This is a genomic window from Streptomyces sp. NPDC006463, assembly GCF_042870715.1.
In the GTDB taxonomy this organism is placed as follows: Bacteria; Actinomycetota; Actinomycetes; order Streptomycetales; family Streptomycetaceae; genus Streptomyces.
This window is the reverse complement of sequence record NZ_JBIAHP010000011.1, coordinates 110,612-128,091: the sequence shown is the minus strand read 5'-3', so window position 1 is coordinate 128,091 and position 17,480 is coordinate 110,612. Positions and strand designations below refer to the sequence as shown.

Below are 17,480 nucleotides of genomic sequence, written 5' to 3'. Positions count from 1 at the left end.
TCCTTCCAGGGCGAGTGGAGGTCTGTCGGGAGGGCGACACATCCACCCTGACCTGCACGGAGCCCACCGGGAACCGTCCGGCCCCGGCGGTGCGCCCAAGCGCCCGCGTCATCCGGTGGGCGGCCGCGCGGGGCGGTGAACGGTCGAACGGCGCGGCGAACGGCAGCGGCTGTCTGCAGCGGCTGTCGTCGTCGGCCGTCGGCCGTCGGCAGCGGCCATCGGAGTGGGCTCGTGGCCCGCGGACGGATCCGTTCCTTGACTTATGACGTCCCGTTAGGTGGATTACCGGGAAGTCGGATAGTCGTACTAATGAGAGCTGGGGCAGATGACCAAGCGCACCCGACAGTCCGTCGCCCTCCTCTCGGCGCTGATGCTGTCGGCGGCCGCGGGCTGTTCGGCCGCGGGGGGATCGACGCCGGCCCGCCTCGCGGACTCCGGCGGACCGGCCGCCGCCTCCACCGCCGCCGGGGCTCCCGCGGCCAAGGGCTTCACACTGGTCGCGAGCGGCGACGTGCTGCCGCACACCTCGGTCATCCAGCGGGCGGCGAACGACGCGGACGGTGACGGGCACGACTTCAGGCCGATGTTCTCCGGGGTCAAGTCCGTGGTCTCCGGGGCCGACCTGGCCCTCTGCCACATGGAGACCATCTACGGGGAGGAGGACGGGCCCTTCTCCGGCTATCCGGCCTTCGTCTCCCCGCCGAGCGTGGCCGACGCGCTGAAGGAAACCGGATACGACGGCTGCTCCACGGCCTCGAACCACACCCTGGACGACGGGGCCGACGGGCTGCGCCGCACGCTGGACCGGTTCGACAAGGTCGGTCTGAAGCACGCCGGCTCGGCCCGTACGGCGGCCGAGGCGGCCACGGTGACCACGTACACGGCGGGCTCCGCGAAGGTCGCGCACCTCGCCTACACCTACGGCACCAACGGATACCCGCTGCCGCAGGGGCAGCCGTGGGCGGTCAAGCTGATGGAGCAGGACAAGATCGTCGCGGATGCGCGGGCGGCCCGGAAGGCGGGCGCCGACGTGGTCCTGGTCAGCCTCCACTGGGGTACGGAGTGGCAGACCGACCCGGACGAGAAGCAGCTCTCCCTCGGCAAGGCGCTGACCGCCTCGCAGACCGGCGGCCGCCCGGACATCGACATGATCCTGGGCACGCACGCGCACATCCCGCAGGCGTACGAGAAGGTCAACGGGACCTGGATCGTCTACGGCATGGGCGACCAGGTCGCCGGCGAGATGTTCGACTACTCGGGCGCGCGGGACATGCGCGGCAACTACGGCTCGATCGGCCGCTTCACCTTCGCCCCGCCGGCCGCCGCCGGACAGCGCTGGCAGGTCACCAAGGCCCAGTTCGTGCCGCAGATGATGGACCTGTCCATCGGCCGGGTCGTCAACCTTTCCGCCGCGCTGGCCAAGGACCCCGACCAGAGCGACTACGAGACCGCCCGGGACGCGATCAGCGAGGCCGTCCTCGGCCGTGGCGCGGCCAAGGACGGCCTCACGATGACCGAGTAGCCTGCGGGGCGTGAGCTCAGCGGATGATCGTGGCCGCGCAGGCGGCCGTCCAACCGGGGCAGCCGGTGGCTCCACACCAGCTTGCCGGTGCCGGCGTTCACGGCGTAGAGGCGGTGGCTCTCGTCGCCAGGCTTCAGGGAACCACGGTCACGGGCCAGCGGCCGGCCTCGACCAGGCGGATCGCCACCGAGCTCACGATGCGGTGGCCGGCCCGTTCGCCGACCACCACCGCGTCCGCCGTCAGCTCCTCCGCCGCGCTCACCAGCTACCGCTGGGGGCACCTCCCAGCGGTAGCTGGGGGAGGGCCGCCGCGGAAGGTGTGGAACTGCCGGCGCACCTCGTAGATGCCCTTGAGGCGTTCCGCCGCCTCGCGGATGTCGGCGACGAGACCCTCCGCGATCTCCCCGGTGGTGTCGGCCACCGGCGCGCCCAGCGAGGCGCCGGCCGGCATCACCGGCTGGACGTACACCAGCGCCAGCAGTGCGTTCTGCCGCCTGGCCGGCCCCGCCGCGTGGGCAGCCGCCCGCATCGAGGACTCTGATCCGTCGACCCCGGCCAGGATCACCTTCGGCCCGTCGGTACCCCGTTCGAATCCCGTGTTCACGTGCTCGGCCACCCTCCCGAGGCGGTCCGGCTCGGCGCGCGGACCGCCGCCGCCCTCCCTACAGTGCGAACCATGAGTGCCACCGTGGAGGACACGCGCGGAACCCGGAACCGCTTCCTGAACCGGGTGCCCGACGGATTCGGGGCGTTCTTCGGAGCGCTCGGTCTGCTGTGCGCTCTGCTGGCGCTCTCCCCGACGCTTCGGCGCCTGCTGCGGCACGTCGTGCGCTTCCTCGACCTCATCGTCGTCCCGGTCAGCGCGAACCTCGCCTACGCCGTCTTCCTCTTCCTGCTCGCCGCGGCCCTCGGCACCCGCAAGAAGGTCGCCTGGTGGATCGTCGTCACCTATCTGGCCCTGCTGATGCTCGACGACGTGCTGGACATGGCCATCGGCGACTACTGGGTCGGCGTCCCCTCCATGGCTCTGGCCGTCGCCGCCATGGCCGTGCTGATCGCCGCACGAGACGAGTTCTACGCGGCCTCCCGCCCCGGAGCCCTGTGGCGGGCCATGATCGTGCTCGGGCTCGGAATGCTCGCCGCCGTGCTGCTGGGCTGGGGGCTCGTCGCCCTGTTCCCCGGCACCCTGCCCAAGGGCCAGTGGCTGGACTGGGCCGCCAAGCAGGTCTTCGGCGGCCTGTTCTCGGCCCGCCAGTTCGACGGCCGGCCGCCCCGCCCGCTGTACTTCCTGCTCGGCCTCTTCGGCGCCCTCGCCCTGCTGAACGCCGCCATGACCTTGTTCCGGTCCCAGCGCCTGACCGCCGCCCTGCACGGCGACGAGGAGCCCCGCATCCGCGCCCTGCTCGGCGCCTACGGCCGTAACGACTCCCTCGGCTACTTCGCCACCCGGCGCGACAAGGCCGTCGTGTTCGCCCCCAACGGCAAGGCCGCCGTCACCTACCGCGTCGAAGCCGGAGTCTGCCTCGCCAGCGGCGACCCGGTGGGCGACCCCGCCGCCTGGACCCCGGCCATCGACTCCTGGCTGGCCGTCGCCCGCCGTTACGGCTGGCAGCCCGCCGTCATGGGCGCCTCCGAGGACGGCGCCACTGCCTACGCCCGCTCCGGACTCAGCGCGCTCCAGCTCGGCGACGAGGCCATCCTCCACGTCGCCCACTTCGACCTCGACGGCCGTGACATGCGCGTCACCCGTCAGGCCGTCAACCGCGTCAAGCGCACCGGAGCCACCACCGTCATCCGACGCCACTCCGCCCTTTCCCAGGACGAGATGCAGATGATCGTGGAGAGCGCGGACAAATGGCGCGACACCGAGACCGAACGCGGCTTCTCCATGGCCCTGGACCGCCTAGGCGACCGGGCCGACGGGGACTGTCTGCTGGTCGAGGCCTTCGACGCAGACGGCAAGCTGATCGCCCTGCTCTCCTTCGTCCCCTGGGGCAAGGACGGCATCTCCCTCGACCTGATGCGCCGCGACCGCACCGCCCCCAACGGGGTCATGGAGTTCATGGTCGCCCAGCTCTGCGCCGCCGCGCCGGGCCTGGGCGTGCGCCGGATCTCCCTCAACTTCGCGGTCTTCCGCTCCGCGTTCGAGGAAGGCGGCCGGATCGGCGCCGGCCCCGTCCTCAAGCTGTGGCGCAGGCTGCTGCTCTTCTTCTCCCGCTGGTGGCAGCTGGAGGCGCTGTACCGCTCGAACGTCAAGTACGGCCCCGAGTGGTACCCCCGGTTCCTCTGCTACCAGGACGCCGGCTCGCTCGCCCGGGTCAGCCTCGCCTCCGGCATCGCCGAGGGCTTCGTCTCCGTACCCAGCCTGCGCACCCTGTGGGGCAACGGCCACCCCAAGGGCCTCACCAACCCCGTCACCACCGAGGGGCTGCCGTCCATCGCCTCCATGAACCTGGAGGCCGTGGGGGAGCAGGGCGTGGCCGTCCCCGCCGAGCGGCTGCCCGAGCAGGTGCGCGTGCGCCACGACAAGCTGGAGCGCATCCGGGCCGCCGGTACCGACCCCTACCCCGTCGGCATCCGGGGCCGCACCCACACGGTGGCCGAGCTGCGGGCCGAACTGAAGGCCGCGCACCCCGGCCACCCGCCCGGCACCCGCTCCGGCGAACAGGCCACCCTCGCCGGACGCGTCATGCTCGTACGCGACCTCGGCGGCGTGGTCTTCGCCGTCCTGCGCGACTGGTCCGGGGACATACAGCTGATGTTCACCCGCGACGAGGCCGGGGCCGGCGTACTGGACTCCTTCACCTCCCAGGTCGACTTCGGCGACCAGGTGGTCGCGAGCGGCGAGGCGGGCACCAGCAGGTCCGGCGAACCGTCCCTCGTCGTCCGGTCCTGGGAGCTCATCGGCAAGTGCCTGCGGCCCCTCCCCGACAAGCGCAAGGGACTTGCAGACCCGGAGGCCCGCGTCCGGCGCCGCTACCTCGACCTCGTCGCGAGCCCCGAGGCGCGGGACGTCGTACGGGCTCGTTCCAGCGCGGTGCAGGCACTGCGCCAGGGGCTCCTGGAGCGCGGCTATCTGGAGGTCGAGACCCCGATGCTCCAGCAGATCCACGGCGGCGCCAACGCCCGCCCCTTCCGTACCCACATCAACGCCTACGACCTCGACCTGTACCTGCGCATCGCGCCCGAGCTGTACCTCAAGCGGCTGTGCGTCGGCGGCATGGAGAAGGTCTTCGAGATGGGCCGCACCTTTCGCAACGAAGGCGTCTCCTACAAGCACAACCCCGAGTTCACGATGCTGGAGGCCTACCAGGCCTTCGCCGACTACGACGTCATGCTCGACCTCACGCGCGAGCTGATCCAGGGCGCCGCCACCGCCGCCTTCGGCTCGCCCGTCGCGCACAAGGCGGGGCCGGACGGGAAGCTCGCCGTCCACGACATCTCGGGGTCCTGGCCGGTGAAGACGATGTACGGGGCGATCAGCGAGGCCCTCGGAGAGGAGGTCGACGCCGACACCGCGGAGCACGTCCTGCGCCGGCTCTGCGACCGGGCGGCCGTCCCGCACGCCCCCGAGGACACCCGTGGTGACGTGGTCCTGGAGATGTACGAGCGGCTGGTGGAGGAGCGGACCCAGCTGCCCACCTTCTACAAGGACTTCCCGACCGACGTCTCCCCGCTCACCCGCCAGCACCGCAAGGACCCACGGCTCGCGGAGCGGTGGGACCTGGTCGCCTTCGGCACGGAACTGGGCACCGCCTACTCGGAGCTGACCGACCCCGTCGAGCAGCGGCGTCGGCTCACAGAACAGTCCCTGCTCGCGGCGGGCGGCGACCCGGAGGCGATGGAGCTCGACAACGACTTCCTGGACGCGCTGGAGTACGCGATGCCGCCGACCGGTGGTCTGGGCATCGGCGTGGACCGGCTCGTCATGTTCCTCACGGGGCTCACGATCCGCGAGACGCTCCCCTTCCCCCTGGTACGGCGCGGCTGATCGGGTGAGGGGGAGGAGGCGCGTCCGCGCCTCTCGACATCCTCGGCGATGTCGTTGATACGTAGTAATAATGAAAAATGACGAGCCGACAGTAGGGCGGCGCGCGCTCCTGCGCACCGCCGTCTTCCTCGGAGTCGCGGCCGCCGCCGGGCTGATCGACGCGGGCGGCGAGGCCGGTACGCCGGGCGGCGGACCCGCCTCAGTGCCCGAACGTGCGACCGTGCCCGGACCCGTGGCCGGGCCGGGGCGGCATCCCGCGGGGGGACCTCTCGGACTGAACGCCGAAGCGAGACTGGAGAAGTCCTACCGGCTGCGGCCGATGACCGCCGAGGTCCCCGTCCGCCCGCCCGTCGCGAAGCCCGCCGTACGGACGCGCCCCATCCTGGAACTTCCGCCCGGCACGCCCACGGCGAACTCGATGCTGCTCACCTTCGACGACGGGCCCGACCCCCGCTACACGCCGTCGATCCTCGACACCCTCGCCCGGTACGGGGTGCGCGCCGTGTTCTTCGTCTGCGGGGAGATGGCCGCCGAGAACCCGGGCCTGCTGCGCCGGATGGTCGCCGAGGGCCACGTCATCGGCAACCACACCTGGACCCACCCGCTCATCCCCAAGCTCAGCCGGCCCGCCCTCGTCTCCGAGATCGGCCGCACGAGTGAGGTGGTGCAGAAGGCCGTGGGCGAGGCGCCCGTGTGGTTCCGGGCGCCGTACGGGGCGTGGAACCGGGCCGCCTTCGAGATCGGGGCCGAACTCGGCATGGAGCCGCTCGCCTGGACCGTCGACACCCTGGACTGGAAGGAGCCGGGGACCGCCACGATCATCTCCCGGGTCCTGTCGGGCGCCGGGCCCGGCGTGATCGTCCTGTCGCACGACGCGGGCGGCAACCGCTCGCAGAGCGTCCAGGCGATCTCCTCTTACCTGCCCCAACTGCTCGCGCGCGGCTACCGGATGACCCTGCCGAAGCTGCCGCCCCGCTGAGCGCGGGTGCTGCCCCGCGGGGCGGCAGCGCGTTACTCAGCGGGCCTCCACCATGCGGGCGAAGACGACCACGTTGCCGTCGTACCCCCGGGCCTTGGAGTAGCCGCCGCCGCAGGTGATGACCCGGAGTTCCGGATGCCCGGTGTCCCCGTAGACCCGGGCTCCGGGGAAGGACTCCTTGGAGAACACCTCCACGCCGTACACCTCGAACACGGCCGTGCGCCCGTCGTACCGCTCCACCTCGATCTGGTTGCCCGGCTTGACCGAACCCAGGCCGTAGAAGACGGCCGGGCCCTGCGCGTTGTCCACGTGGCCCACGATCACCGCCGAACCCCGCTGCCCCGGCGAGATGCCGTTGAGGTACCAGCCGGCCAGGTTCCGGTCCTGGGGCGGCGGCGCGTCGATCCAGCCCTCCGCGTCCAGGCCGACCGTCATCACCGGAGCGTCCACGTTGATCGTGGGGATCCGGATGCGCTGCACCGAGGAGTGCTCCAGTACCTCCAGGTCCGCGGGCACCTCCGGGGGGTTCGCCGGCAACTGGTCCGCGGTCACCGCGACGGCCGAGGCCGCGGTCGGCTGGGGCGGCCCGCCGCCGATGTCGACACCGTTTCGCACCATCGCGAGGCCGGTGAGCATGACCAGGGCGAGTACGCCCCACGGTGAGCGTTTGCGTGACTGGCCGGTCTCGTCCTCGCCCATCGTTCTCCCTTCCCGACGCGGGGGTCCCGACCCGCGTTCCTGTCCCGCCCCAGTACGCCCTACTTCACGCACGCTAAGGGTGCGTCGGCAGGACGGCGAGGGGGGAGGGGCGAACGGGTGGCGGGGCGCGGAAGGGGCCGGAAGGGGTGCGCCCATCCAGGTAATCGTCACATAAATGCCTGACGGGTCGTGACCTGCGGATCCGTCAGTTGCCTGGCAGGCGCTTCGGCGTGTCGCTCAACCGGGCGGCCCAAAGACGGAAATGCGGAGGTTGCGGGCCGCCCCGAGGGTTCGACGTGGAAGGCGTTCTCGTCGATCATCCGGGGCCGACGCTCCGGGGCGCTTTCCGCTGGAGGTTCCACCATGCGTGCATTCCGCGCTCTCACCGTGACGGCGGCAGCCTGCGCCGTGATCGGCCTCAGTACCCCGTTCGCCGCCGCGAACTCCCCGATGGGTGGGGGTGGCGGTCCGAGCAACATCTCGGTCAACCCGTTTGCCGTGCACCAGGGATCCACGATGCAGGTGAGCGCGGCGGGCTGTGGACACGGCGGTACCGTCTCCTCGCCGGGCAACTTTCCGCCGGCCAACCTGTCCGCGGGGTCCATCGGCTTCGCCACCGTCCGGATCTTCAACCACGCCGCCCCCGGCAACCACACGCTGCAGGTCAAGTGCAACGACAACAGCCTCGTCGCCACCGCCCGCTTCAGGATCCTGGAGGGCAACCCCGCCCAGGGCGGCATCGGCGGCTCCATCGGCCCGTCCACCGCCGAGACCGCCATCGGCGCGGGCCTCGTCGGCGCGGCGGCGCTCGGCGCGGGCGCCCACGTGATGCGCCGTCGCCGCCCGGTCCGAGCCCGGGCCTGACCGGCCGACCTCCCCGGTCAGTTCCCCCCGGGGGCGACTTCCGGGTCGGGCCGGACCCGGAAGGCAGCCCCAACCGCCGGTCGCCCCGGGTCCTGGCCAGGACCCGGGGTCACCGGCGGTTGACTGCGGTCCGGTCGGCACGGGGGCTCAGTGCCCGCGGCCGCTCGCCCGGCGGCGCAGGGCATACGCCGTGCCGCCCGCGGCGATCAGGAAGAGGCCCGCTCCCACGCCGAGCTCGACGGGGTCCATGCCGGCGACGCTGCCGCCCAAGCCGCCGCGGACGCCCAGCGTGGAGGAGGTGGCGCCGGTGGCGACGACCGTGGCGACACCCCTGGACGCGCCCCGCGTGGAGCTGGTGGTCGGCCTGGTCGTGCCGCCCGCGATCGTCAGATCGGCCGAACCGGTCTCCCCGTTGCAGGTGAAGGTGACGGAGTACAAGGCTCCGGGCCGGGCGTCGCGGTCCACCGTGACCCGTACGGTCTGGCCGCGGGCGATGCTCACGGTGTCGAAGACCCCGGAGGAGGCGGTGGAGTAGGCGGCGTTGCAGCCGGTGACGGAGAGCACCGTCTGGCCGCCGGGGGCGACGGTCGAGGGGGTGATGGCGAAGCCGAACGAGGTGACCTGCTGGGGCTCGGCCGCGGTCGCGGCGGGCGCGCCGAGAGCGCCGAGCGCGAGTACGGCGCCTGTCGCGCCGGCGCTCAGCAGGGCTGTGGCGGAGATACGTATCGCACCCATGGTTGATTCTCCGGATCCCCGAGGAGCAGCCGCGGAAGGGTTTCCGCACGTGGGGGGGTCGTGCGCCTCGATGTTCGACACGCTAGGACGGGGGGCGGGCACCCGCGATCAGGAGCGGGCGAATGGGGCATGGCACTGGGCCGAACCGGGGACGGGAGGCCCGTCCCCGGTTTGCCGGACGCCGGAGTGCGACGGCTTCCGGTGGCCTTGAAGGGCTTTCAGCAGCCTTCAGCTGCCTTCGGGACCCTCAGTCCGTGAGGCCCAGGTGCGGGAACTGTGCGAGGAACGGTTCGGCGGTGGCCGCGATGCCCCGTCCGAACGGGGCGTCGAAGTCCCAGATGAGGAACAGCAGGAAGGCGATGAGTGCGCTGAACAGGCCTGCCAGCAGCAGTTCCCGGAACGACCGCCGGATCTGCAGGGTGAAGATCAGACCGACCGTCACCAGGGCCCCGGTGATCAGCCCGAACCACACCACCCCCGGCATGGTGGCCCCGGCACTCTGGCCGCGCGCACTACGGGCGTCGTCCGCCACCGCGACCTGGTCGACCAGCGGCTGGTACGCCTGCCCTTCGTGGTCGGTCTGCGGCTCGTAGTCGGTGACGTCCCGGCGGATCCGTTCCAGCAGCTCCCCGCTGCGGTCCGTGAGCTCACCGTTGTCGGCCATCTCCTGCCACTCCGTGTCCACCACGTACGTCACGTACGCGTCGACGTCGGACCGGATCTTCTTGCGCACCTCGGCCGGGTAGACCTCGGAGCGGATGCTGATCTCGTGCAGGGCCTGCGCCTCCTGGCGCACGTACTCCTGGGCGGCACCGCGGCCCTCCCAGACGCCGGCGATCGCCAGGCCCAGGACGATCGCGTAGATCACCCCGATCATCATCGTCATGTACTCGATGACGTCCGGGGTCTCGTTCGGATCGTCGTCCTCGCCGATCCGGCGGTGGTTGAAGAAGGCGATGGACAGCACCACGGCGCAGGCCGCGGCCATCGCGATGGACAGGACGAGCCATTCCGACAAGGTGACTCCCAATCGGGTGCGGGCGGGGCTTCGGCGGCAGGGTCTAGCGCGGGCGCAGCGCGACCATCGCGAGCACCGCGGGCGCCGCCGTCAGCAGGGTGAAGGTCACCGGCGAGACGTGGTGCTCGGCCGGCTTGCGGGCAGGGGCGTGGTAGGCGGGACGGGCCACCGGCCTGGGCGCGGGTGGCGGCGGTGTCATCACGGGGGTGGGCGGCGGTGGGGCGGGCGCCTTGACGACCCGTGGCGGCGCGGGCGCCGGTTTAGGCGGGGCCGGTTGGGGCGCGACGGGCTTCGGTACGGGTTTCGGCGCCGGCCCCGGCGGTGGCGCAGGCGGTGGCGTGGGCTTCGGGGGCGGGGCGGGTGCGGGCGGCGGGGCCGGCGTAGGAGGTGGAGTGGGTTTGGGCGGCGGAGTCGGCTTCGGCGGGGGAGTCGGCTTCGGGGGGCACGGCGGGGGAGGCGGCGGCGGGCAGTGGTGCCCGCCGTGGTGGCCGCCCCCGTGCCCTTCTCCGTGCCCTCCTCCGTGGTCGCCGTCGTGGTCGCGGCCGTGGTCGCGGCCGTGATGTCCGCCACCCGGGACGCCTCCGCGGCCGCCGCCGGAGGCCACCGCGACCACCGTGATGGCGGCCGCGCCGTCGCCGGCGTCGGTCGTCGCGTAAGCGCAGCTATCAGCCACGGCCGGCGTGACGGACAAGGCCGCCCACAGCAGGACCGGGACCGCCAGCAGGCGCCTGACACAGGCTCTGTTCACCCCGGGAGCATGGGCCTGCGCACACCCGCGCACGCGAGGGTCCGCCCCGGTTCGCCTGAACGGGTGGAGTGGTGACCAGTGAGGTTTGAGCCAGCCATGAGCCGGCAATCGAGCGGGTGCGGGCGCTCAGCGCGCAATTCCCAAAAGGGATTTGTCGGTATCGATCAATCCGCCGGGCGGGGGCGGCGGCGGCCTTTGGTGTGTGACGAAGAACGGATCGCCAATTTCCGCTTTTGCTCGCCTCGTTGGGAAATGATCAGTAGATTCGGCTCGGACAGGAGTCCGACCTCGGACGGACCGCCGCAGGAGCAACGCTTGGAGACCCCGATGGAGCGCCCCGCCTGGGCCCCGCCAGGCATCGACATATCGGTGCCGAGCGTGTCCCGCATGTACGATTACTACCTGGGCGGCTCCCACAATTTCGAGGTCGACCGTCAGGCGGCCCGACGGGCGATGGAATTCATGCCGGGCCTGCCCAAGATCATGCAGGCCAACCGGGCATTCATGCGCCGCGCCGTACGGCACGCCGTCGCCGAGGGCGTCACGCAGTTCCTCGACATCGGCTCCGGCATCCCCACCTTCGGCAATGTCCACGAGATCGCCCAGGCCGCCAGCCCCGAGGCACACGTGGTCTACGTCGACCACGACCCGGTGGCCGTGGCCCACAGCCGGGCCGTCCTGGACGGCGACGACCGCAGCACCGTCGTCGCCGCAGACCTCCGCAAGCCGCGGGACATCCTGGCCGCCCCCGAGGTGGGCCGGCTGCTCGACTTCGACCGCCCGGTCGCCCTCCTGCTCGTCGCAGTCCTGCACTTCCTGGAGGACGCGGACGATCCGTACGGCGCCGTGGCCGAGCTGCGCGACGCCCTGGCCCCTGGCAGCCTGCTGATCCTCACGCACGCCTCGTTCGAGGGGATTCCGCTCACGGAGGAGGTCGCGGGCGGTACCGTCAGCGTCTACCGGGACATCCGAAACCCCCTCGTGATGCGCAGCGGGGAGCAGATCCGACGCTTCTTCGACGGGTTCGAGCTGCTGGAGCCCGGGCTGGTCTCCATGCCAGAGTGGCGGCCGGACCGCCCCGACAACGCGGAGAACGGCATGGCGCAGGAGGACCCGTACGCCTTCTCGGGCTTCAGCGGCGTGGGACGCAAGGCGTGAGACTCCCGGCACAGACGGCGGGCGCGCCGGACGCCGCCGCGGCGCCCGCCGATGCTCCGGTGTCCGAGGCGCCGTCCGAGCCCGCGGCGGTTCCCAAGGGCGGCACCGAGGACCGCATCGCCCGCTTCGCGACCATCTGGGGACGGGCGATCTTCCCGGTCACGGCGACCTCGCTGACTCGTCCCGAGTTCGAACGCCACCTCGTACCGCTCACCCGGACCCTGGCCGAGGCTCTGCACGCCCGGCCCTTCGACGCCGCCGTCGCCCAGCGGGTGGGGGCGGAGCTCGTCGCCGTGCACTGCACCGACCCCGAGGCGCTGGCCGGCACGCTCGGGGTGGTCGAGTCGTACCTGGTCCTCTACTGCGGCCCGGCTGGTTCGGGTGTGGAGGACACCGAGGAGTACCGGGCCCGCTGTGCCCGCCTCCAGCACGGGATCGCGGCGGGGTTCGCGCGCGCCCTGCGCGAGCGCACCCTCAAGGAGCAGGAGGCCATAGCCCGCTCCGCACTGACCGCCCGCATCGATGCACAGCAGGCCCTGCACGCGAGCGAGGAACGCTTCCGGGCGGTCTTCGAGGGGGCGGCCGTCGGGATCGGCATCGCCGACCTGGACGGAAACATCCTGGAGGTCAACGATGCGCTGCTGAAGATGTTCGGCGGCCTGGAGGGGCACGTCCGGGGCCGCAAGGTCAGCGAGTGGGGACACCCCGACGACACCCCGCACGTCTGGCGGATGTACGGCGAGCTGGTACGCGGCGAGCGCGAGAACTACCGCGTGGAGAAGCCGTACTACCGGCACGACGGCACCGTGCTGTGGACCAACCTGACGGTGTCCCTGCTCCGCGACGCCGAAGGGGCGCCGCAGTACCAGTTGGCGCTGATGGAGGACACCACCGAGCGCCGGCTGCTGAACCTGCGCCTGCGCTACGAGGCCACGCACGACGCCCTGACCGGCCTGCCCAACCGGACGCTGTTCTTCGAGCGGCTGGAGAAGGCCCTCAGCGGGGCCGGGGGCAGCCACTTCGGCCTGTGCTACCTGGATCTCGACGGGTTCAAGACGGTCAACGACAGTCTCGGCCACTCGGCGGGCGACCGGCTCCTGGTGGAGGTCGCCGACCGGCTGCAGAGCTGCGCGACGGGCCCCGGCGAGGTGGTCGCCCGGCTCGGCGGCGACGAGTTCGTCGCCCTGACCACCGGCTCCGACATCGAGCACAAGGTGACCGACCTCGCGGTCCGCATCCTGTCCGCCCTCTCCACGCCGATCCGGCTGGAGGGCCGCGAGCTGTCGGTCCGGGGCAGCATCGGCATCGTCGAGGGTCCGGCCGGGGAGCGCACCCCCGCGGAGGTGCTGCGCAGCGCCGACATCACGATGTACCGGGCCAAGGCGGCCGGCGGCAACCGCTTCGAGTTCGCCGACGCCGAGGCCGACGCCCGGGCCATCACCCGGCACGGACTGACCAACGCCCTGCCGGCGGCGCTGGAGCGCGGCGAGTTCTTCATCGAGTACCAGCCGCTGGTCCACATGCACGACGGCAGCGTTCACGGCGCGGAGGCGCTGGTGCGCTGGTCGCACCCGCAGTACGGGGTGCTCGGGCCGGACCGATTCATCCCGCTCGCCGAACGGACCGGACTGATCGTGCCGCTCGGCCGCTGGGTGCTCGAGGAGGCGGTCCGCCAGGCCCGCAACTGGCAGCGCCAGCACGGCGGCTCGGCCCTGCGGATCAACGTCAACCTGTCGCCGACCCAGCTGCACCATCCGGGCCTGGTCGCCGACACCGTCGCCGTGCTGGAGAAGTCGGGCCTCGCCCCCGGCGCACTGTGCCTGGAGGTCACCGAATCGGCCCTGATAGGTGCCGACGACGAACTCCTCGAACCACTGCGCCGGCTCGCGGCCCTCGGTGTGGACATCGCCCTCGACGACTTCGGCACCGGCTACTCGAACCTGGCCAACCTGCGCCGCCTCCCGGTCAGTGTCCTGAAGCTGGACCGCTCCTTCACCCAGGGGATGCAGCAGATCCCGGCCAACCCCGTCGACGTCAAGATCGTGGAGGGGATCGTCGCGCTGGCCCACAGCCTCGAACTCGCCGTCACCGTCGAAGGCGTGGAGACCGGCGCCCAGGCCGCCCAACTGCGCGCCCTCGGCTGCGACACCGCCCAGGGCTGGTATTACGCCCGCCCCGGCGCCCCCGACCGCATCCACACCCTCTCCCTCTCGGACGCGGTGCCCGCCCCCTGACCCCCGCCCGGGGGTCAGGCCAGTCCCGCCTCGGTGCCGCGGCCCGGCTCGCGCACCGCTGCCAGGACCCGCTCGTGCCGCCCGACGGTGTCGGCCAGCACATGGGCGGCCGCCGGGAGCCGTTCGGCCTCGTAGGCGTCGAGCACGCCGTCCGCGGCCGGGTCGGTCAGGGCTGCGGCCAGAGTCCGGCCGAGCGCGGCCGCGTCCTGCACCCCGGTGTTCATGCCGAGGCCGCCGGCTATGGGATGGACGTGCGCCGCGTCCCCGGCGAGGAAGACCCGGCCCTCGCGCATCCGGGCGGCCATGCGGACATTGACCCGCCAGGCCGCGAGCCAGGTGGGATCCGCCAGCCGGATCCCCGGAACCCGGGCGTGCCGGTCGAAGAGCCGCTGGAAGCCCTCCAGTGAGGGAGGCAGCGGCTCGCCGTTCTCGCCGAGTTCGGGTGAGGCCTGGAGCTGGAAGATATCCGTCGCCGGTATCGGGCAGAGCAGCATTCCCCCGCCGTCCGAGGAGAACCACTGGTGCCAGTGGTCCCGGCTCAGCCCCGGCGCCCTCACGTCCCCGATCACCATCGTCTCCGTGGCCTCCGTGCGTCCCTCGAAGGGGATCCCGAGGAGTTTCCGGACGGAGCTGCGGCCGCCGTCGCACCCGGCGGCGTAGCCCGCGCGGACCGAACGGCCGTCCGCCAGCTCCGCGGTGACCCCGGTCGCGTCCTGGGTGATGCCGACGACCTGGGCCTGGTACTCGATCGGGACGCCGAGGCCGGCGAGCAGCTCGCGCAGGGCCTCTTCGACCTGGAACTGGCCGATGAGGAGGCCGTCGCCGGTCGGCGTGTCGTTGATGTGGGCGCCGTCGAAGTACTTGCGCAGGATCACGCCGCGGATGCCGACGGCAGCCATCCGCTCCGCGGCGCCGAGCCGGGCGAAGACCTCCAGGCTGCTCGGGACGAGGCCTTTGCCCCGGGATTCGCGGTGGGGTCCGCAGCGTCCGTCGAGGACGCGGACGGTGATCCCGCGGAGGGCGAGGTCGCAGGCCAGGGTGAGTCCGGTGGGTCCGGAGCCCACGATCAGAACGTCGGTCATCGGAAGTCCTCTCGTCGTCGTTGCCTCAAGGAAAGCGGCTCCCGACCGAAAAAGCAACCCGGTTAAAAAAATAACCCGGTATGAAAAATAACTCGGTCACGCCCTCGTGCTAGGGTGTGAAGCATGGACAACACGACGGGTCTGCGCGAGAACAAGAAGCTCCGTACGCGTCACCGACTGGCGGCCACGGCGCTCGAACTCTTCCTGGAGCGCGGCTTCGACGCCGTCTCGGTGGCAGACGTCGCCGCCGCGGCGGAGGTCTCCAAGCCCACGTTGTTCCGGTACTTCCCGAGCAAGGAGGACCTGGTCCTGGACCGGTTCGCCGACCATCAGGACGAGGTGGCGCGCATCGTGCGCGACCGGCCGGCCGGGCAGGGCCCGGTCGGCGCGGTGCACGCGCACTTCCTGGAAGCCCTCGGCCGGCGGGACCCGATCACCGGGCTCTGCGACCATCCCGACGTGCTCGCATTCCAGCGGCTGCTCTACTCCACCGCGAGCCTGGAGTCGCGCCTCGCCCTCTACACCGCCCGCGAAGTGGAACTGCTCGCCGCGGCCCTCGAAGCCGAGTCGGCCCCACCGCTCACCGCCCGGCTGGCGGCGCTGCACCTGGTGGCCGTGCGCCACGAACTGGGCCGGGAGAACTTCCGTCGCATCGAAGCCGGCCGGAGCGCCGACGATGCCTACCCGGCGGCTGTGGCCGACGCCGACGCGGCTTTCGTGATGCTGTCCGGAGGGCTCGACCGGGCCCTGCCCGTCGCCACCGGGGGCTGACCGCGCGGGTCAGCTGACCAGGATGCGCTTCAGCTCGCGCGCCGCGCGCGGGGGAGCCACATCGGTGCGGTGGGCCAGGGCGATCGTGCGACGCAGCGGGGAGCCCGCCAGGGCGGTCGCCCGCAGGCCGGGACCGGCGCGGTCCACCACCATCGCCGGGACCACCGCCAGGCCCAGCCCCGCCCGGACGAAGCCCAGGACCGCGTCCATCTCGCCGCCCTCCACGGTGAACACCGGCTCGAAGCCCTCCGCGCGGCAGGCCGTCACGGTCAGCTCCCGCAGGTCGTACCCGTGGCGGAACATCACCATCGGCTCGTCGCGCAGCCCGGAGATGCTCAATGGGCCGCCCCCGCCGGGCGGCGGCAGCTCGGCGGAGGAGACCACGACCAGGTCCTCCGTCAGCAGCTCCACCGTGGTCAGCGCCGGAGCAGAGGGCGGCAGCGGCAGCGCGATCAGGGCCAGGTCCAGGGCGCCGCGCGCCAGTTCCCGTACGAGGTCGAGGGAACCGCTCTCCTCGATCACCAGCTCGATCCCGGGATGCGCCGTGTGGAAGGCGCGCAGCACGTCCGGCAGCAGGCCCGTGCACACGCTCGGCGTGGCCCCCAGCCGCACCCGTCCCCGCCGCAGCTGCGCCAGCTCCTGCACCTCCAGCCGCGCGGTGTCCGCGTCCGCCAGGATCCGCCGGGCCAGCGGCAGCAGCGTCTCACCCGCCTCGGTCAGCGCGATGTTGCCCCGCGCCCGGCTGAACAACTCCGCCCCCAGTTCCCGCTCCAGCGCCTTGATCTGCTGCGACAGCGAGGGCTGCGCCACGTGCTCGCGCTCCGCGGCCCGGGTGAAGTGCCGGGTCTCGGCGACGGCCACGAAATACACCAGCTGCTGAAACTGCATAGGCAATGTCTATCAAGATGACCGTCATCATGTCTTGGACCTTTCGGGTCCTTCGTCCCTACCGTCGATCCCATGGCTCTGGCAACGCGCACCCGGACAGGCGGCTCCGCCGTATCGACGGTCTGGGACTCCACCATCGGGAAGAAGGCCGTCATGGCGGTCTCCGGACTGATCATGCTCGGCTACCTCGTCGTACACATGCTCGGCAACCTCAAGATCTTCTTCGGCCCGGGCGAGTTCAACGCATACGCCCACTGGCTGAGGCACATGGGCGAGCCCTTCCTGCACAGCCACTGGGGCCTGTGGGCCGCCCGCGTGGTCCTGCTCGCCGCGGTCGTCGCCCACGCCGTGTCCGCGTACCAGCTCAGCCGCCGCGACATCAAGGCACGCCCGGTGAAGTACGCCCACAAGCGCCGCCGCGCGAGCTACGCCACCCGCACCATGCGCTGGGGCGGGATCATCCTCGCCCTGTTCATCGTCTGGCACGTGCTCGACCTGACCACGCTCACCGTCAACGAGCGCGCCTGGGCCGGACACCCGTACGAGAACGTCCTCGCCACCTTCTCCACCTGGTACGGCAACACGATCTACATCGTGGCGATGGCGGCGCTCGGCCTGCACGTCCGGCACGGCTTCTGGAGCGCCGCGCAGACCCTCGGCGCCGGCAACGCCCGCCGCGACCGGGCCCTGAAGTTCCTGGCCAACGCCCTGGCCCTCGTCCTCTTCGCGGGCTTCGTGTCCGTCCCCGTCGCCGTCATGACCGGAGTGGTGAACTGACCGTGAGCGACCGC

General features: G+C 71.9%; 15 protein-coding genes and 1 pseudogene. 8 read left to right on the top strand and 8 right to left on the bottom strand.

The features are described from left to right. The first annotated feature begins 325 nt into the window (after positions 1-325). Complete coding sequence (locus ACFYOB_RS21350; RefSeq protein ID WP_388561630.1) at positions 326-1,522, top strand: CapA family protein; 1,197 nt, start codon at positions 326-328, stop codon at positions 1,520-1,522. 133 nt (positions 1,523-1,655) lie between these two features. On the opposite strand, the pseudogene ACFYOB_RS21345 reads toward ACFYOB_RS21350, so the two are convergent. Further along, positions 1,656-2,138 (bottom strand): annotated as a pseudogene (locus ACFYOB_RS21345) (universal stress protein). Positions 2,139-2,198: 60 nt separating this feature from the next. On the opposite strand from ACFYOB_RS21345, the gene lysX reads away from it, so the two are divergent. Both lysX and ACFYOB_RS21335 read left to right on the top strand, forming a co-directional pair. Beyond that, positions 2,199-5,513 carry a bifunctional lysylphosphatidylglycerol synthetase/lysine--tRNA ligase LysX gene (gene lysX / locus ACFYOB_RS21340; protein ID WP_388561628.1) on the top strand — a complete coding sequence of 1,105 codons (3,315 nt, stop codon included), beginning with the start codon at positions 2,199-2,201 and terminating at the stop codon, positions 5,511-5,513. Positions 5,514-5,583: 70 nt separating this feature from the next. After that, positions 5,584-6,492: a polysaccharide deacetylase family protein gene (locus ACFYOB_RS21335; RefSeq protein ID WP_388561626.1), complete on the top strand. Its 909-nt coding sequence runs from the start codon at positions 5,584-5,586 to the stop codon at positions 6,490-6,492. 36 nt (positions 6,493-6,528) lie between these two features. Here ACFYOB_RS21335 and ACFYOB_RS21330 read toward each other — a convergent pair whose 3' ends face one another. Further along, positions 6,529-7,191: a class F sortase gene (locus tag ACFYOB_RS21330; RefSeq protein ID WP_388561624.1), complete on the bottom strand. Its 663-nt coding sequence runs from the start codon at positions 7,189-7,191 to the stop codon at positions 6,529-6,531. 363 nt (positions 7,192-7,554) lie between these two features. Here ACFYOB_RS21330 and ACFYOB_RS21325 point away from each other — a divergent pair, with 363 nt between their 5' ends. Then, on the top strand, positions 7,555-8,055 hold the full coding sequence (locus tag ACFYOB_RS21325) for a hypothetical protein (RefSeq protein WP_388561622.1): 501 nt from the start codon (positions 7,555-7,557) through the stop codon (positions 8,053-8,055). Positions 8,056-8,202: 147 nt separating this feature from the next. Here ACFYOB_RS21325 and ACFYOB_RS21320 read toward each other — a convergent pair whose 3' ends face one another. The 4 genes from ACFYOB_RS21320 to ACFYOB_RS21305 form a co-directional block, all read right to left on the bottom strand. Then, the gene (locus ACFYOB_RS21320; protein ID WP_388561620.1) at positions 8,203-8,790 is read right to left on the bottom strand and encodes a hypothetical protein; all 588 of its coding nucleotides are present in this window, start codon (positions 8,788-8,790) and stop codon (positions 8,203-8,205) included. 247 nt (positions 8,791-9,037) lie between these two features. Further along, positions 9,038-9,808 (bottom strand): hypothetical protein, encoded by a 771-nt coding sequence (locus ACFYOB_RS21315; RefSeq protein ID WP_388561618.1) that lies wholly within the window; start codon positions 9,806-9,808, stop codon positions 9,038-9,040. Between the two features lie 43 nt (positions 9,809-9,851). Beyond that, on the bottom strand, positions 9,852-10,007 hold the full coding sequence (locus ACFYOB_RS21310) for a hypothetical protein (RefSeq protein WP_388561616.1): 156 nt from the start codon (positions 10,005-10,007) through the stop codon (positions 9,852-9,854). Positions 10,008-10,068: 61 nt separating this feature from the next. Then, positions 10,069-10,254, bottom strand: coding sequence for a hypothetical protein (locus tag ACFYOB_RS21305; protein ID WP_388561614.1), 186 nt, complete (start codon positions 10,252-10,254; stop codon positions 10,069-10,071). 629 nt (positions 10,255-10,883) lie between these two features. Here ACFYOB_RS21305 and ACFYOB_RS21300 point away from each other — a divergent pair. After that, positions 10,884-11,714 (top strand): SAM-dependent methyltransferase, encoded by an 831-nt coding sequence (locus tag ACFYOB_RS21300; RefSeq protein ID WP_388561968.1) that lies wholly within the window; start codon positions 10,884-10,886, stop codon positions 11,712-11,714. Positions 11,715-11,773: 59 nt separating this feature from the next. Then, entirely contained in the window at positions 11,774-13,948 is a 2,175-nt protein-coding gene (locus tag ACFYOB_RS21295; RefSeq protein ID WP_388561966.1) for a putative bifunctional diguanylate cyclase/phosphodiesterase, read from the top strand. 14 nt (positions 13,949-13,962) lie between these two features. Here ACFYOB_RS21295 and ACFYOB_RS21290 read toward each other — a convergent pair whose 3' ends face one another. Further along, entirely contained in the window at positions 13,963-15,030 is a 1,068-nt protein-coding gene (locus ACFYOB_RS21290; RefSeq protein WP_388561612.1) for an FAD-dependent monooxygenase, read from the bottom strand. Positions 15,031-15,153: 123 nt separating this feature from the next. Here ACFYOB_RS21290 and ACFYOB_RS21285 point away from each other — a divergent pair, with 123 nt between their 5' ends. Then, positions 15,154-15,801, top strand: a complete 648-nt coding sequence (locus ACFYOB_RS21285) for a TetR family transcriptional regulator (protein ID WP_388561610.1) — start codon at positions 15,154-15,156, stop codon at positions 15,799-15,801. 9 nt (positions 15,802-15,810) lie between these two features. Here ACFYOB_RS21285 and ACFYOB_RS21280 read toward each other — a convergent pair whose 3' ends face one another. After that, on the bottom strand, positions 15,811-16,689 hold the full coding sequence (locus ACFYOB_RS21280) for a LysR family transcriptional regulator (protein WP_388561608.1): 879 nt from the start codon (positions 16,687-16,689) through the stop codon (positions 15,811-15,813). A 72-nt stretch (positions 16,690-16,761) separates the two neighbouring features. Between ACFYOB_RS21280 and ACFYOB_RS21275 the strand changes: the two genes are divergently transcribed. Then, complete coding sequence (locus ACFYOB_RS21275) at positions 16,762-17,466, top strand: succinate dehydrogenase (RefSeq protein ID WP_388561606.1); 705 nt, start codon at positions 16,762-16,764, stop codon at positions 17,464-17,466. The last annotated feature ends 14 nt before the right edge of the window (positions 17,467-17,480 follow it).

Coding starts and splice junctions, on each gene's coding strand:
- ACFYOB_RS21350 (WP_388561630.1), top strand. CDS start 326: ATGACCAAGCGCACCCGACAGTCCGTCGCCCTCCTCTCGGCGCTGATG.
- lysX (WP_388561628.1), top strand. CDS start 2,199: ATGAGTGCCACCGTGGAGGACACGCGCGGAACCCGGAACCGCTTCCTG.
- ACFYOB_RS21335 (WP_388561626.1), top strand. CDS start 5,584: ATGAAAAATGACGAGCCGACAGTAGGGCGGCGCGCGCTCCTGCGCACC.
- ACFYOB_RS21330 (WP_388561624.1), bottom strand. CDS start 7,191: ATGGGCGAGGACGAGACCGGCCAGTCACGCAAACGCTCACCGTGGGGC.
- ACFYOB_RS21325 (WP_388561622.1), top strand. CDS start 7,555: ATGCGTGCATTCCGCGCTCTCACCGTGACGGCGGCAGCCTGCGCCGTG.
- ACFYOB_RS21320 (WP_388561620.1), bottom strand. CDS start 8,790: ATGGGTGCGATACGTATCTCCGCCACAGCCCTGCTGAGCGCCGGCGCG.
- ACFYOB_RS21310 (WP_388561616.1), bottom strand. CDS start 10,007: ATGACACCGCCGCCACCCGCGCCCAGGCCGGTGGCCCGTCCCGCCTAC.
- ACFYOB_RS21300 (WP_388561968.1), top strand. CDS start 10,884: ATGGAGCGCCCCGCCTGGGCCCCGCCAGGCATCGACATATCGGTGCCG.
- ACFYOB_RS21290 (WP_388561612.1), bottom strand. CDS start 15,030: ATGACCGACGTTCTGATCGTGGGCTCCGGACCCACCGGACTCACCCTG.
- ACFYOB_RS21285 (WP_388561610.1), top strand. CDS start 15,154: ATGGACAACACGACGGGTCTGCGCGAGAACAAGAAGCTCCGTACGCGT.
- ACFYOB_RS21280 (WP_388561608.1), bottom strand. CDS start 16,689: ATGCAGTTTCAGCAGCTGGTGTATTTCGTGGCCGTCGCCGAGACCCGG.
- ACFYOB_RS21275 (WP_388561606.1), top strand. CDS start 16,762: ATGGCTCTGGCAACGCGCACCCGGACAGGCGGCTCCGCCGTATCGACG.